We start from the raw sequence: 15,480 nt of genomic DNA, 5'->3' as shown, positions 1-15,480 counted from the left end.
AGTATAAAGGATGAATTTTATGTCACTTGAAAATTGGGTTTTGTTTGTTACGGTATGTTTGATTGCCTCTATGACACCCGGTCCAGTAATTTTATCCGTCATTACACATAGTTTGAATCATGGAACAAAAAATTCAATTCCGATTATATTGGGAATTTTATCCGGGCTATTTCTGCTTTCTCTTATGGCGGTAATGGGTCTTGGTGTATTGCTTGAATCTTCGAAAACGATGTTTATATGGTTACAGTATTTTGGCGCTGCTTATCTTTGTTTTATAGGAATCAAAACTTTTAAGTCGAAAGCATTTTTTTCAACAGAATCATGTTTAGAGAAACAAAAAGAAAGTCCGATAAAATTATATTTACAAGGAGTTGGTGTGTCAGTTGCAAATCCAAAGGCCTTAGGGTTTTTTTCTGCTTTGTTTCTTCCATTTATTAATCTTGATTGCAATGTCTATTCACAATTTGCTGTTCTTTTATTAACACTTCTCGGGTGTTCAGTTTTTTCTCTTTTCTTCTATTCTATCGGTGCGCAAATTATTTCACCTGCTATCAAAAAGTATACTAAAGCTTTTAATAAAATTACAGGAAGTTGTTTTATAGGTTTTTCAGTAATGTTGGTAACTTCAAACAAACCATAACTTTTAAGAGTGTGTCAACTTGATAAGGTCGTCGATTTCAATTTTTTGTTCAACAATCGCTTACACTGCGGACCGGACTTAAGTATGTGCGTTTTTAAAGTTTGTTGATCCTCACACCCGGCCTGTGAAGCGAAACGTTTGAAATTTTATGAAATATAAATAGTTGGTGAGCATAATGAAAGAAACGAAATGGAACATGAAACCCGATAAAGCAAAGGCCATAATGCTTGCCAAACGTCAATTGTCTGAATTTGTATGGGATGCAGTGACCCTGGAAGGAATTAATTTTACCCTGCCGGAAATTCAAACAATATTGGATGGAATTACTGTTGGGGGACATAAAGTAACTGACCAGAATATAGCGATTAATCAAGCTGATACATGGCGCAGGTTATTTGAGTTAATAGAAAAAAATCAGTTTGAGATCACTCTTGAAAAAGTCTGTACTCTTCATCTGATCGCTGCCAGGGACGAAGCTTTGGAGTGTGGAAAGTTTAGATCTGGCGGGGTTACCATTGCGGGAACGAGCTATATGCCGCCACAGGCAGATTCGTTACCTGGGTTGTTTGAGAAAATGGTGGATGAGGCATCCAAGATATCCGATGTTTATGATCAAGCTATTCATTTTTTTCTTACAATAGCGAGATGTCAATTTTTTTATGATGTAAATAAGCGTATGGGGCGGTTTATCATGAATGGGCTTTTGTTAAATTATGGATACCCTGCTATTAATCTTCCGGCAAAAAGACAACTTGAGTTTAATCAATTGATGCTCACTTTTTACGATACTTGCGATCAGAAGCCGATGAATATCTTTTTAAGGTCTTGTTTGGATGAAAGAATTATAAAAATCATGAAAGAATAATATAGTTGACTTGGTACACATAAGCACTGCATAAACTGTTTTCGTTTCGGCAGACAGTCCCTATGTGTCAGAATCGTGCCAATTCGGTATTTACACAAGTTTAAATTATGATACTTATATACGAACGTCCCGATACCATTTAACAGGAGAAGTATTGTGAGAACAACACATCATTTTTTTTGTACTAAATGCAGATTGTTATTGGTTCTTGTTTTTGTTTTTGCCTTTATTCAGCCATGTTCTGCAAATACGGTGGTGCATGTTCCAAAATTGCTTCAACCCTGGGTGGACTGGGTTCTGCATGATAAAGAGGAACAATTGAAATGTATTGCGCAATATAACGATGCCGATATTTATCAATGTGCCTGGCCGTCCGAGCTTGAGGTGGCTTTGAACGATCAGGGCGGACAATTCAGCCAGTCCTGGCTGGTACACCACGAAAGCTGGGTGACACTGCCGGGCAACAGCAGGCATTGGCCTCTGGATGTCCGAGTTGACGGAAAAACCCGGATCATTCTACAGAAGCACTATACGCCGAAAGTTCAACTTCAACCTGGACTTCACAGGATAACCGGGCGTTTCACCTGGACCCGGCTGCCGGAAAATCTTAAGATCCCAGCTCAGTCCGGCCTTGTTTCTTTGACTGTAAACAATGAAAAGATCGGGTTTCCAAATCTTGATGAATCCGGCCGACTGTGGCTAAAGAGACTCCAGACTGAAGAAAAGATTGAAAATCGTCTTAAAATCGAGAGTTTCAGGCTGATAGAGGATTCGATCCCGTCTAAGGTTATGCTCTATTTTACTCTTGATGTGGCTGGTTCTGCCCGGGAAATTACATTGGGTCCTCTTTATGCACCGGAAAATTTTACCCCTCTTTCATTAAAAAGCGCTCTTCCGGCCAGGCTTGAACACGACGGCCGGATGCTCATGCAGGTAAGACCCGGACAATACAGCGTGAGCGTAACACTTCGGCATTCAGGACCCTTACACGAATTTTCGTTTCATCCGCCTGATAATGGGTTCTGGCCCCAACAGGAGATATGGTCATTTCGTGCGCAACCAGATTTGAGACTTGTTGAGATTGGCGGGGTGCCGTCAATTGATCCGCTTCGGACATCCGTGCCCAAGGACTGGCGTAAATATCCCGCCTACAGAGTGCTGCCCGGCGATTCCATGCGGTTTAAGCAAATCAAACGGGGTGACCCGAACCCTGCACCGGATCAGATGACATTGAACCGGAATCTCTGGCTGAGGTTTGACGGTTCAGGGTATTCGATCCAGGACCGGATCAACGGCCAGAAAAATACCAATTGGCGATTGGAAATAGATCCGGCCATCACGCTTGGAAGGGTTGCTGTTGATGGAATCGAGCAGTTTATTACCGCGCGCAAAGGATCTGATAAGGCAGGTATTGAACTTCGCAACGGGGTTTTAAATCTTACTGCCGACAGTGTGTATCAAGGAAAAATTACAAATCTTCCGGCCACAGGATGGGATCATGATTTTCAGCAGGCCAAAGGACGCTTGTACCTGCCGCCGGGCTGGAAATTGCTGAATGCTACCGGCATTGACAATATCCCGCGCACATGGGTTAAACGCTGGACCCTGCTGGATTTTTTCATTGTGCTTATTTTTACAATTGCACTGGCGAAACTTTTTTCAAAGCCCCTGGCCGGGGTTGCGTTTTTAACCCTGGTATTGATCTATCATGAACCAGGAGCCCCTCGTTATATCTGGCCGGCCATGCTGATTGGTTTTGCATTGCTCAAATACCTGCCTGATGGAGCGTTTAAAAAAGCGGTTAAATTTTACCAGAGTGTCGCTGTTTTGTGCTTTGTGATAATTGTAATTCCTTACTCAATTCATGCGCTCAGGATCGGTATGTATCCACAGTTGGCAAAGCCATGGACGTCAATGACCGATTATGCTTTGCGTCAAAACGCATCTTCTCCTGTAGGCATGCAAAGGGATGCGCTAAAGGAAATGCAGAGCGCACCCATGAACTCATACATGGACTCCGAGTCTGTCGGCAGGTCCGGCAAGGCCTTTGTCAAAAGAGAGGGGGCGCGTTTGAAATCTTCAATTTCCAGTGCAGGGTCTTCCTATTACGGCACCCAGGTCATGCAGCATGATCCAAAAGCTCTTACCCAGACAGGGCCGGGGATGCCCAAATGGCTCCCTTTTGAGACCATTGATTTCAGTTGGTCCGGGCCGGTGACTCGTGATCAGAGAGTCACATTTGCTCTTATCGGTCCTAAGACAAACCTGATTCTGGCGTTTGTGCGGGTTTTTCTCATTGTTTTTCTGGCGTTTGGCATGTTTGGAATCAGGTACAGGCCAGGGGAAGGAGTTGGTTTTACAGGAATGAAATCACTTAAGATATGTGCGTTTCTGGTGTTTTTTTTATTGAGCCCCCACCTTGCTCAAAGCACTGAAATTCCATCTCAGCAAATGCTCGATGAGCTGCAGGCAAGGCTTCTTGAAAAAAATGAATGTTATCCTGCCTGTTCTGATATGCCGGATGTCCATATAAACATCAGCTCCGATAGGCTTTCAATGGATATCAATGTGGATGCGCAACTGGATGCTTCCATACCGTTGCCAAGCCATGTGAAACACTGGCTGCCCAATCATGTGATGATTGACGGCAGTCCTGCCCAAGGCCTTTTGCGCAAGGAAAACGGTTTATGGATGCTGGTTCCGGCAGGCAGACATATGGTGACCTTGAGTGGTCCCATTCGAAAGCAGAATGTGCTGCAGCTTCCTCTTCCTCTAAGGCCCCATCATGTTACCGTTAACGCTGAGGGCTGGTCTGTAGAAGGGGTGCATCCTGATGGAAAGGTTGACGCCCAGTTGCAGTTCAAGCGGATTGTGGAACAAGATGAACAACAGACACAAAATCTGGAAACCGGTATTCTTCCGCCGTTTGTGCTGGTAGAACGAAATGTTTTGCTAGGTCTTGTCTGGAAAATCCAAACAAAGATTCAACGCCTGAGCCCGACAGGGTCAGCAGTTGTACTGGACATCCCGCTTTTGCCGGGAGAATCGGTGACAACAGAAGGGCTACGGGTTGAGGCTGGTGTTGCCAAAATCAACCTGGGTGCCGGCCAGGGGCATCTGAGCTGGGAATCCTTTTTGGAACCTGCTGATCAGCTTCAGCTTGAACATAAACAAACAACTGCCTGGACAGAAATCTGGAAGGTTGATGTCAGTCCCATATTTCACCTGGAGTATGAAGGCATACCCGTGATCCTGCATAAAACCGGAACCCGCTGGTATCCCACATGGCACCCCTGGCCGGGAGAAACGGTCAGCCTGAATATTTCCAGGCCTGCCGGAGTTGAAGGGCAGACATTGACCATTGAAAAAAGCCATCTTGAACTGCGCCCGGGACAAAAAAACACAGCCGCTAAAATGCTGCTTGCCATTAAAAGCAGTCAGGGGGGGCAACATACCATTACTCTTCCCTTAACTGCCAAATTACAGGAAGTGAAAATCAAGGGAAAAATTCAGCCGGTCCGCCAGGAAGGCCGACGGGTAGCGCTTCCCATCATCCCGGGTCAACAGAACATTGAACTTAAGTGGGTTGAATCAAAAAGGTTGGCAATGAGATATCAGAGTTCTGATATTGATCTGGGCACCCAAAGTGTGAATGCAAGTGTTGACATTTATCTTCCGCGCAGCTGCTGGCCCTTGTTTATAGGGGGAGAACAGCTGGTCGGACCGGCGGTTCTCTTCTGGTCGGTCCTCATTATTATTGTACTGGTCGCTTTTGCTTTGTCTAAAACCGGCTGGACCCCGCTTAAGTTTTATCATTGGTTTCTGCTGGGCATTGGTATGTCTATGAGCCATCTGGCTGCCGCTGTTATGATTGTCAGCTGGCTGATCGTTTTAGACCGCAGAAAAAAAGCTGCCACACTTGAAGGCTTAAAGTTTAATTTCATGCAAACCGGAATAGTCATCCTCACTATTGCCGCCATGGGATCACTTGTTTTTGCCGTTTCCAGAGGATTGCTCGGTCATCCTGATATGAATATCATCGGCAACGGATCAAACAGCGGTCTTTTAAGATGGTATCAGGATGTGAGTGATCCAACGCTTCCAAAGGCATGGATATTTTCAATCCCCATGTTATTTTATCGCATCGCCATGCTGGCCTGGGCACTTTGGCTGTCATTCTGGCTTGTTGGGATTCTAAAATGGGGGTGGCAACAATTTACAACACCAAAGCTGTGGTGCAGCCTGCCACCCAGGATCAAAAGAAATAAAAGAATAAAAAAAGAAACTGAAACTGATTAAGATTAAGCGCCTGAGCAAAGTTTTTTTGCCGTTTAGCAGTGCTTTCAGGATGTTTGGATGAACACCTTTGCAATAGTCGTTTTTGAAGTTGTACATGGCATATTGTACATGGTAAGCACCTGGACTAAAATTTTATTCTCCAATTATTTTGACCAAAACCCTTTTTTTTCTTCTGCCGTCAAATTCACCATAAAAAATTTGTTCCCATGTACCAAAATCAAGTTTTCCTTGAGTGATTGCAACAACACTTTCTCTGCCCATGATCTGTCTTTTCATATGAGCGTCTGCATTGTCTTCACCAACATTATGCCTGTATTGGGATACCGGCTCATGGGGTGCTAATTTTTCAAGCCAGATATCATAATCATGGTGTAATCCTGATTCATTATCATTGATAAATACCGAGGCTGTTATATGCATTGCATTAACAAGTACAAGTCCTTCGGTCACACCGCTTTCATTGATGCAGTCTTGAATGTCGGATGTGATATTGACAAAAGCCCGTCTGGTTGGAATTTCAAACCATAATTCTTTTCTGTATGTTTTCATAAATTACTCCAGTAGCAGTTAATTGAGTTGCAAGAATAAACCATATAAAAAATCATTTTTCAAGTTGGTTTGCCCACAAAAAAGAATGAGCCTGCTTAGCTGAGCTTGACGGCTGTTCCATACACCAACAATTCAGATGCAGTGCCAACAACACTGGTAGTCATATAGCGAACATTTATGACTGCATCAGCCCCCATTTCAGCGGCCTTGGCTGTCATCCTTTCTGTGGCGGTTGACCGGGCATTTCCCATCATTTCCGTGTATTCAATCAATTCGCCGCCAAGAATGAGCCTGACTATGGCGGACAGGTCTTTGCCAAGCCATATGGCAAAGACCGTTTGCCCCTGGACAAGCCCGAGAACCTCAGTTATTTTTCTATCGGGCAGTGTATCTGAGTTCAACAGCAGAACCCCTTGATCAGACTCAGCAGGCAATGTTTTTTCAACTGCTGCCATGTGAACCTTTTGCCGGTGTTATTAAAGCCCCTGATTAAAAATCTTTAAATTCATCATCAAAAGGGATGACCTGGTTCGGTCTGATTTCGTTTGTTTTTACTGCCTGCATTCTTTTTTGAGAAGCAAAAGCAGATTCAGCTTTGGAAACAAGGATACGGTTTTGTTGTAAAGAAAAATTTGAGGTGCGGTCTTTTGTCGTGCCGTTGACAAGCTGGACAAGCTCTCTTACATAGTCTTTGAGCTGTTCTGCCTGGGCGTTCATCTCTTCGGCTGCTGCTGCTGACTCTTCTGCATTTGCTGCATTCTGCTGAACCACTTTATCCATTTCCGAAATATTTATATTTACCTGTTCAATCCCATCAGACTGTTCTTTGGACGCCTGGGTAATTTCTGCAACCAGTTTTCCAACTTTGCCTGAACTGTCTGCTACCTGACTGAAAGCATCGTTTGTAGTGGCAACAAGTTCTGAGCCTTCATTGACTTTTTTAACGGTCCCCTCAATCATATCAGCGGTGTTTTTTGCTGCATCAGCCGCTCTTATGGCAAGGTTTCTGACTTCATCTGCCACCACGGCAAAACCGGCACCTGCTTCTCCTGCACGGGCAGCTTCAACCGCAGCATTTAAAGCCAGAAGGTTTGTCTGGAAAGCGATCTCATCAATGGTTTTGATGATCTTTGAGGTTTCCAGGCTTGCTTTGGAAATATCTTCCATAGACAAAATCAGTTGTTTCATGGATTTGTTGGCCTTGGTTACCACCTGATTGGCATCCTTCATCAAATTATCCGCATGCCGTGCATTTTCAGCATTTTTCTTTGTCATGGAAGATATTTCTTCCATGGATGAAGACGTTTCTTCTATTGAAGCTGCCTGCTGTGACGATCCATCGGCAAGGGACTGGCTGGTGGAAGACACTTCGCTTGATGCATTGGTCACCTGTTCTGCTCCCTGATTCAACCCTTCACTGATACGGATGATGGGCAGAACAAGGTTTCTTGCAAACAAGAGTACTACAAAAATTGCGACACCAAGGAAGGTCCCTCCCACGATAAGGGTCATGTTTCTCATGGCAACAGATGTGGCCATTAATTCATGCTTGTCCTGGTTAACACCAATTGCCCAGCCTGTGATGGAAACCGGTGCAAAACCGACTACCTTATCCTCTCCTTGATAAGAATATTCATCTGTCCCGGTTTTTCCACTTAGCATCTGTAAAATAATGGATTCTACCTCTTTGATATTTTTTAAATTTTTTTCAAGAATAAACTCTTTTTTGGGATGAATAATTGTCATTCCCTTTTTGTCCACCATGAACGGATAGCCGGTTTTACCTATCTTCACCCGGGTAATTTTATCTGATAAAATATCCAGCTTGATTACTGCTCCAAAAATACCTGCAAATTGTCCTGATGTTGTTTTTAATGGAACCGCCACTATGACGATTGGTTTTCCAGTGACTTTTGATTTGTCAGGAGCGCCGATATTGGTCTTTCCTTGTTTGGCAGCTTGAAAATAATCCCTGTTAGTTAAGGATAATTTTTTGTCCCGAAGTACACCCCCCAAGTTGTCTGATACGGCAGTTCCATTTGCATCTGCCATGAAAAAAAATTCATAGGCGCTCCCAGTCTGCTTAAAAACGGTGGCAAAAAATTGATCCAGGGCCTTTAGATCTGTAAGGGCATTGTCACTTCCGTTTTCATGGACATTTTGTGCGGCAGCGATGACAAGTGGTTCAACTGCAAGGGATTTGGCAAGTTTGATTTCCTGTCCAAAGAAGAGATCCGTCATGGCGGCAAGATCCAGTGCAACCTGTTTTGCCCCGGATTTGCCGGTTTCCATCAGGGCCTTGGAAGCCTTGTTCACCGAGAAAAAACCAATGATGATTAAAGGGAAAAGAACAACAAGAATACCGCCGGTTATAAGTTTGAATTTAAGACTTTTTTTTTCCATTTTATTCCTTCTGGTTATCATTTGATTATAATTATTTGATTGCCACTCTTTTTCAGCCAAAGCTAATAAACGCTAAAACGATAACTCAGCCGGCTGACATATTCTTAATAAAAAGAATCCCAAATAGTTCAAATACAAAATTATTCAAATACAAAAAGAATGCCAAATGGTGTAAAAAAATGGTGTTGTAAAAAGTTCAATATCTATTTTACAACACGAATTGTTTTGTTGTTATAAATGGCTTTCAATACATTGGGTTATGCTTAAAGCATTTTATGAGCTGATTTTTTTGTCTTCATTAACAATAAGCATAGAGACAGATAGCAAAATTCATCTTTCAAACAAGAAAAGAATTTTGCTAGTTAGGGGAAAGAATTTTGCTAGTTCAAGACGGCGATCTCAAAATAAATGAGACCAAAAGGGGAGGGCAGGGTCAAATTGTTGAATATTCGGTCAGGTGATTTTGAAGAAATGTTCAAAATATCGGTACAGAGACTGAAAGTTTTGTCCAAAGAATCAAAGCTGCACTGGTTTGAGTTGATCCTATGAAAATTGAGATAAAAATGCTTCGGGTATGGTTGTAACTTTATTTTGAGTACGGTCAATGAACACAATACCGGTTTTTGCCAGTAGAACCAGGTTACCGGTTTTTGCGTTTGTTGCGCGATAAAATATATCACATCCATATTTGTTAAAGTCACCGGTGCCTATTTCAAACTTCAATTTGTCGCCATAAAACGATTGTGACTTATAGGAAACTGCAAGGTCTGCGAGAATTAATCCTTTCCCGTCAATATCAGTTTCAGAAAAGCCGAAACGGCACAAAAATCGAACCCTTGCTTCATGCATCAGAGAGATAAGAGCATCATGTCCCACATGGTTGCCGTAATTCAGGTTTGATATCCTGATGGCAATTTCAGTTTCAAAAACAAATTTTTTTATCATGTCAATTTCAATGCGTGCCATAATCTTCCTTTTCAATCAATTCAGTTTGATTTTTACTTGAATTGATTTTTACTTAAAGCTTTTTGGTATCTTAAAAGTTTCTTTTTTAGCCTTTTTTATCTGAAATTTCAATGGTATCATTCCGGCAACTCGTCAATGATATGAAAATGGAATGCTGATATGAAATTGATTGCAGATAATCTTAGAATTACAAAAACCGATGTCCAGGACGCGCTTAATGTCCGTGACCCAAGGCCTGTGCAGGATCTTGTCAAGCTATGTGCGGCAAAAGGGGCCTTTGCCATTGATGTGAATACCGGACCTTTGGGCAAATCGCCTGAAGAGGGCATGGTGTTTTTTATTAAGGCGGTGGAGAGTGTAACAAACTTTCCTCTGCTCATTGACACCTCTAATCCTGCTGCAATGAGGGCAGGGGTTGAAGCTGCCCATAATCGGGTTATCATCAACGGATTTTCTCTTGAACCCCAAAAAATTGAGAAGATCTTACCTCTTGCACAAGAGCATGATGCGGATATTGTGGGATTTTTATTGTATCCTGACAGCCGGGTACCCAAGGATGAGGCTGAGCGGTTTGAGGTCGCGCTTGAGCTGTTTGAACGGGCTGAAGCGGCCGGGGTGTCAAAAGAGCGGATCATTATTGATCCCATTGTGCCGCCTTTGGCATGGGAGGACGGGATTGTTCAGGCAAGGGCGGTGCTGAATGTCATACGGACTTTGCCCGATCTTATGGGGTTCCCGGTTAGAACCATTGCCGGGGTTTCCAACCTTACCACGGGGGCAAAGGATAAAGCAAAAAAGAACCTTATGGAGCAAGCTTATGTGGCCATGCTGGCAGAGGTCGGCCTGGATTATGCCCTGCTGGATATATTGAACAGGGAAATTGTATCGGCTGCAAGGGCTGCAGCCATTCTTGCCCGGGAAGATATTTTTTCCTGGGGCATGATTCCCGGTTAATTGAAAAATAAACATCAGGAAAAAATTATGAAAATCTTGAAAAAGCTGTTGATCATTATCCCTGTTGTCTGCGGGATTGCTTTGTTTGCCGTAATGAAAATGAATAAAAAAGCACCGGTCCGTCTTGAGAACAAAGAGAGGGTTCAGACTGTCCGGGTGATCCCTCTGGAAAAAATGCAAGTTATTCCACGGATCACGGCCTATGGGTATGTTGAGGCAGACCGTACCTGGCAGGCAATTTCCGAGGTCAGCGGGAAAATTGTCAATGTGAACCAGAACCTTAAAAGAGGGTATTTTATAAAAAAGGGCGAGGTTTTGTTTAAAATTGACACCACCTCCTACGGCCTGGCAGAAACCCGGGGGGTGGCGGATCTGATGAACTTGGATGCAAGGCTCAAAGAATTGGAGCAGTCCCGGAAAAACACGGAACGTCTTTTGGCCATTGAAAAAAAATCTCTTGCCAGTGCGGGCCAGGAGCTGAAACGCAAGCGCGGATTATTTGCAAATGAATATATCTCCGCGTCTGATCTTGAAAAGGAAGAAAGAATTTTTCTGGCCCACCAGACCACTGTTAACAACTTGCAGAACACCCTGGACCTGATCCCGTCACAAAAAAAGGCGCTGCTGGCTCAGAAAAAATCGGGTGAATCCATGGTAACAGAACGCAGACTGGATGTTGCCAGGACTGAAATTCGGGCTCCTTTTGACTGCCGCCTGTCGGTTGTGAATATTGAACTTTACCAGTTTGCAGCCGCCGGAACCGTTCTGGTGGAAGCTGAAAGCGTTGACCGGGCGGAAATTCCTGTTTCCCTGACGCCAAAGAGTTTTATGACCCTTTTGCCCCGAAAATATGAGGGCACTGTTGGGCAGTTGCCGGATATGGAAACCATCCGACGGGCCATCGGCATTACCGCCAGGGTCAGACTTCCCCTGGACGGGCGGGAACCCATTGAGTGGGAAGGCATTTTTTCCAGGACAAGCGAATCCATGGATCTTAAGACCGGAGCCATTACCATCTATATCACTGTGGACAAACCTTATGAAAATGTGATTCCGGGCAAACGCCCGCCCCTGGTCACAAATATGTATGTGGAAGTTGAATTAAAAGGCAGATCCATGCCGGACCGGTTTGTAGTGCCCGGAAGTGCTATCCATGACAAAAAACTTTATATCTGTACCCCTGAAAATCGGCTTGAGATCCGGCCGGTGAACATTGAGTTTTATATGGCGGATGTGGCGGTTTTGTCGCAAGGACTTGAGGCTGGAGAGACGCTTGTGCTGGCGGATCTGGTGCCTGCAGTGGAAGGGATGCGGTTGAAACCTGTTTTGGCACAAGAGGTGGTGACGCTGTTGAAACAACAGGCCATTGGGGAGGCGATTCAGCGATGAAAGCATTTAAACAGGTTATCTCCTATTTTTGCGCCCATCCCACGGCATCCAATCTTTTGATGCTGCTGTTTATCGCCCTGGGTGCCGTATCAGTCACTGATTTGAAACGGGAAACTTTTCCTGATTTTTCAATCAATGCGGTTGAAATTTCGGTGGCCTATCCAGGTGCCACAGCAGATGATGTTGAATCCTCTGTGTGCAGGCGCATTGAAGATGCCATTGACAGTGTGAGCAATATTGCCGAGATCAAGAGTACGGCCATGGAAAATCGGGCTTCCGTTGTGGTTGAAATGGCACAAGATAATGATATTATTGAGTTTTTTAATGATATCAAAACCGAAGTTGAGGCTGTCAATGATTTCCCGGTCGAAGTGGAAGATGTGATTGTAAAAAGGGTTAACCGGACAGATCCGGTTGTGTCTGTTGCTGTAACCGGACCCATGAGTCCATTGCATTTGAAATTTTATTGTGAAGATTTAAAAGACCGGCTAAAGCGCCTTGACCGGGTCTCTCAGGTGGAGATCCTGGGATTTTCAGACCATGAATTTTTAATTGAGATCCCTTTTTATAACATGATGCGGCTGGGTCTTTCCGTGTCGGACATCCAGGGTGCTGTGGCCGCCCAGAATGTGGATCTGCCGGCCGGAAGCCTGGAAACACGGGATTCGGATATTTTGATCCGGTTTTCAGAAGAAAGAAAAACTTTGCATGACCTGGAAAATCTCATTGTGGTATCTTCGAGAAGTGGTGCTGAAATCCGTCTGGGGGAGATTGCAAAAATTTTTGACAGGTTTATGGATGATGAGGATAAGATCCTGTTTGACGGAAAACGGGCCGGACTTCTTCAGATCAACAAGACCAAGTCTGAAGACGCCTTGAAAATAATGGATGAGGTGGCGGCCTTTCTGGAGGAAGAGCAGGCTCGTGCCCCGTCCGGGGTTTCTTTTTCCGTTACCCAGAACGTGTCCAAGATTGTCCGGGACCGCCTTCAAATGCTGATCAAGAACGCTGTGGTCGGTTTGATTCTCGTGTTTTTAGCCATGCTGCTTTTTTTTCCGTTTGGGTTTTCCTTCTGGGTGGCCATGGGACTGCCGGTTTCGTTTTTCCTGACCTTTTTCTTTATGAAGCACCTGGGGCTTTCCATCAACATGGTCTCCATGGTCGGGCTGCTCATCGGCCTGGGGCTGCTCATGGATGATGCCATTGTAATTGCCGAGAATATTTCCGCCCACCTTGACAAAGGTAAAACTATTTTTAACTCCACGGTGGACGGTATCTGTGAAGTTGCGGCAGGTGTGTTTTCCTCTTTTTTAACCACGGTGTTTATTTTTGGATCTTTAGCCTTGAGTATGGCAGGAGATATTGGAAAGGTTCTTTATGTCATTCCAGTGGTGTTGATCCTGACTCTTTGTGTGAGTCTTGTGGAAGCCTTTTTGATTCTTCCCCATCACCTGTCACATTCTCTTTCAAAGCGGGTGCCGGGCTTGCAGAAAAAAACATACCGCCAAAAGATGGACGACGGAGTCAATTGGCTGAAGGAAAAGTTTCTGGGGCGGATTGTTGATGCGGCAGTAAATTTCAGGTATCTGTTCATCGGGCTTGTGATTTTTGCCTTTATTGCTTCTGTTGCCATGATTGCGGGCGGGCGTTTGAAAACCCAGGCTTTTCCGGATATCGAAGGGGATGTGCTGCAGGCAAGGGTTCTTTTTCCCCAGGGAACTCCCCTTGAAAGAACGCAATTTTATGTGGACCAGCTGGTTGCTGCGGCCCAAAAGATGAATGACCGGCTTGCTCCTTCCCAGCCGGGCAAGGCAGATCTGGTGGAGCATATCGGCGTATTGTACAACACCAATGTGGATGCAGGGGAAAAGGGCGCTCATGTGGCAACGATATCCCTGGATCTGTTGAGCGCTGAAAAAAGATTCAGTACCATGGATGATATTATCGGTCTGTGGCGAACCCTGGCAGGGGATATCCCGGATGCCATTGCCGTCGCGTTCAAGGAGCCTGTTATAGGGCCGGGTGGGCTTCCCATTGAAATCCGGCTTAAGGGAGATAGCCTGGATGAATTAAAACAGGCCTCCACACAGCTGATCAACTGGTTTTATGCTTATGAGGGCGTGTCGGATCTGTATGATGATCTTCGGCCAGGCAAACCTGAAATTCAGGTAAAACTTAAAAAAGGCGCTAAAATCAGGGGTTTTGATGCCCAAATCGTTTCAAAACAATTGAGAGCCGCTTTTTATGGTGCCACGGCAAGCGAAGTGATTGTGGGGGATGACTCCTATGAAGTCAATATTCGCATGGCAGGTGCCGACCGGAACAGTGTGTCCAGTCTTGAAAATTTTTATCTCATGGACGGCAAAGGCGAACGGGTTCCTTTGAACACAGTGGCATCCATTACCTACAGCCGGGGCTATTCCGGGATCAAGCGGGTGGATGCTGACCGGACGGTTACGATAACAGGGGATGTGGACACCCGGGTGGCCAATGCAGCCGATATCATAGCTGATACAAAGGCCAGGTTTCTGCCGCAATTGAAAAAACAATTTCCCAATATTATTATCGGGCTTGAGGGCCAGGAAAAGGAGATGAAAGCGTCAATGGGCGGTATGGTAAAGGCGCTTGGTATCGGTGTTTTCGGGGTGTTTTGTTTGTTGAGTTTTCAGTTCAGATCCTACCAGGAACCCCTGGTGATAATGATTACCATTCCATTTGCCTTTATCGGTGTTGTCTGGGGTCATATTCTCATGGGACTTGATATCAGCATGCCCAGCATTATGGGGTTTGTGTCCCTGGCCGGTATTGTGGTGAATGATTCCATCCTTCTGGTGGGGTTTATCAAACTGCATACCGCTTTGGGTAAATCCGTGGGTGAGGCGGGAAAATTGGCTTCAAGAGAGCGGTTCAGGGCGGTGATGCTGACATCGGTTACCACCATAGCCGGGCTTTTACCACTTCTTTCTGAACGATCTTTACAGGCCCAGATACTGATTCCACTGGCCTGCTCCATTGTGTTCGGACTTTTGATGTCTACGTTGCTGGTGCTGGTGGTGGTGCCCTGCCTTTACACCATCCTGGCGGATTTTAACCTGGTGAAACCGGTCTCCCGCACTGATTTTGTCCAGATCACCGCGAAGGACTGAGTGAAACCAGACAGAAAATTGTTTGCCGATATGAACGTCTCCAATGATTTGAGCTGTCGGAGCGATAAAGACCGTTGAATCAATTCAGGGCCTGGAATTTTTGTTATTCCGGATATAGAGGGGAGGAAACTCCTCGTTCCCCTTTTTGGAGTTTGATCATAAGATCGGCCACAAGGAATCCACTCAAAAAATTTAAAAATGACATTTAGGAAAAAAATCTGATTAACGGCAACGTACAAAGAATGCAAAGCAACGCTCTATAATTCTGA

At 44.7% G+C, this 15,480-nt stretch carries 10 protein-coding genes; 6 read left to right on the top strand and 4 right to left on the bottom strand.

Annotation, left to right across the window (positions count from 1 at the left end; all coding sequences use genetic code 11):
- Positions 1-19: 19 nt before the first annotated feature.
- The 3 genes from BLT94_RS04185 (at position 20) to BLT94_RS04175 (ending at position 5,804) form a co-directional block, all read left to right on the top strand.
- A complete protein-coding gene (locus BLT94_RS04185; RefSeq protein ID WP_175530265.1) occupies positions 20-640 on the top strand; it encodes a LysE family translocator in 621 nt (206 codons plus the stop codon).
- Between the two features lie 175 nt (positions 641-815).
- Entirely contained in the window at positions 816-1,505 is a 690-nt protein-coding gene (locus BLT94_RS04180; RefSeq protein ID WP_092230772.1) for a Fic family protein, read from the top strand.
- Between the two features lie 156 nt (positions 1,506-1,661).
- Positions 1,662-5,804, top strand: coding sequence for a hypothetical protein (locus BLT94_RS04175; RefSeq protein ID WP_245742939.1), 4,143 nt, complete (start codon positions 1,662-1,664; stop codon positions 5,802-5,804).
- A gap of 132 nt (positions 5,805-5,936) precedes the next feature.
- On the opposite strand, the gene BLT94_RS04170 is transcribed toward BLT94_RS04175, so the two are convergent.
- The 4 genes from BLT94_RS04170 to BLT94_RS04155 all read right to left on the bottom strand — a co-directional run bounded on the left by BLT94_RS04170 (position 5,937) and on the right by BLT94_RS04155 (position 9,722).
- Positions 5,937-6,353, bottom strand: a complete 417-nt coding sequence (locus tag BLT94_RS04170) for a secondary thiamine-phosphate synthase enzyme YjbQ (protein WP_014956051.1) — start codon at positions 6,351-6,353, stop codon at positions 5,937-5,939.
- Between the two features lie 95 nt (positions 6,354-6,448).
- Entirely contained in the window at positions 6,449-6,808 is a 360-nt protein-coding gene (locus BLT94_RS04165; RefSeq protein ID WP_092230769.1) for a YbjQ family protein, read from the bottom strand.
- A gap of 34 nt (positions 6,809-6,842) precedes the next feature.
- On the bottom strand, positions 6,843-8,756 hold the full coding sequence (locus BLT94_RS04160) for a methyl-accepting chemotaxis protein (RefSeq protein ID WP_092230766.1): 1,914 nt from the start codon (positions 8,754-8,756) through the stop codon (positions 6,843-6,845).
- A gap of 543 nt (positions 8,757-9,299) precedes the next feature.
- Positions 9,300-9,722, bottom strand: a complete 423-nt coding sequence (locus BLT94_RS04155; protein ID WP_041279217.1) for an acyl-CoA thioesterase — start codon at positions 9,720-9,722, stop codon at positions 9,300-9,302.
- Between the two features lie 159 nt (positions 9,723-9,881).
- Here BLT94_RS04155 and BLT94_RS04150 point away from each other — a divergent pair, with 159 nt between their 5' ends.
- The 3 genes from BLT94_RS04150 to BLT94_RS04140 are packed head-to-tail and all read left to right on the top strand — an operon-like array spanning position 9,882 to position 15,211.
- Positions 9,882-10,676: a dihydropteroate synthase gene (locus BLT94_RS04150; RefSeq protein WP_092230763.1), complete on the top strand. Its 795-nt coding sequence runs from the start codon at positions 9,882-9,884 to the stop codon at positions 10,674-10,676.
- 27 nt (positions 10,677-10,703) lie between these two features.
- Positions 10,704-12,065, top strand: a complete 1,362-nt coding sequence (locus BLT94_RS04145) for an efflux RND transporter periplasmic adaptor subunit (protein WP_092230760.1) — start codon at positions 10,704-10,706, stop codon at positions 12,063-12,065.
- Entirely contained in the window at positions 12,062-15,211 is a 3,150-nt protein-coding gene (locus BLT94_RS04140) for an efflux RND transporter permease subunit (RefSeq protein ID WP_092230757.1), read from the top strand. The genes BLT94_RS04145 and BLT94_RS04140 overlap by 4 nt, the downstream gene beginning before the upstream one ends.
- The last annotated feature ends 269 nt before the right edge of the window (positions 15,212-15,480 follow it).

The sequence above is a fragment of the Desulfobacula phenolica genome, assembly GCF_900105645.1.
Classification (GTDB): domain Bacteria; phylum Desulfobacterota; class Desulfobacteria; order Desulfobacterales; family Desulfobacteraceae; genus Desulfobacula; species Desulfobacula toluolica.
This window is presented reverse-complemented; position numbering and strand designations above follow the sequence as displayed.

What these genes read in the sequence shown, in the direction of transcription:
- BLT94_RS04165 (WP_092230769.1), bottom strand. Translation starts at nt 6,808, where the DNA reads ATGGCAGCAGTTGAAAAAACATTGCCTGCTGAGTCTGATCAAGGGGTT.
- BLT94_RS04155 (WP_041279217.1), bottom strand. Translation starts at nt 9,722, where the DNA reads ATGGCACGCATTGAAATTGACATGATAAAAAAATTTGTTTTTGAAACT.
- BLT94_RS04145 (WP_092230760.1), top strand. Translation starts at nt 10,704, where the DNA reads ATGAAAATCTTGAAAAAGCTGTTGATCATTATCCCTGTTGTCTGCGGG.
- BLT94_RS04170 (WP_014956051.1), bottom strand. Translation starts at nt 6,353, where the DNA reads ATGAAAACATACAGAAAAGAATTATGGTTTGAAATTCCAACCAGACGG.
- BLT94_RS04180 (WP_092230772.1), top strand. Translation starts at nt 816, where the DNA reads ATGAAAGAAACGAAATGGAACATGAAACCCGATAAAGCAAAGGCCATA.
- BLT94_RS04185 (WP_175530265.1), top strand. Translation starts at nt 20, where the DNA reads ATGTCACTTGAAAATTGGGTTTTGTTTGTTACGGTATGTTTGATTGCC.
- BLT94_RS04160 (WP_092230766.1), bottom strand. Translation starts at nt 8,756, where the DNA reads ATGGAAAAAAAAAGTCTTAAATTCAAACTTATAACCGGCGGTATTCTT.
- BLT94_RS04150 (WP_092230763.1), top strand. Translation starts at nt 9,882, where the DNA reads ATGAAATTGATTGCAGATAATCTTAGAATTACAAAAACCGATGTCCAG.
- BLT94_RS04140 (WP_092230757.1), top strand. Translation starts at nt 12,062, where the DNA reads ATGAAAGCATTTAAACAGGTTATCTCCTATTTTTGCGCCCATCCCACG.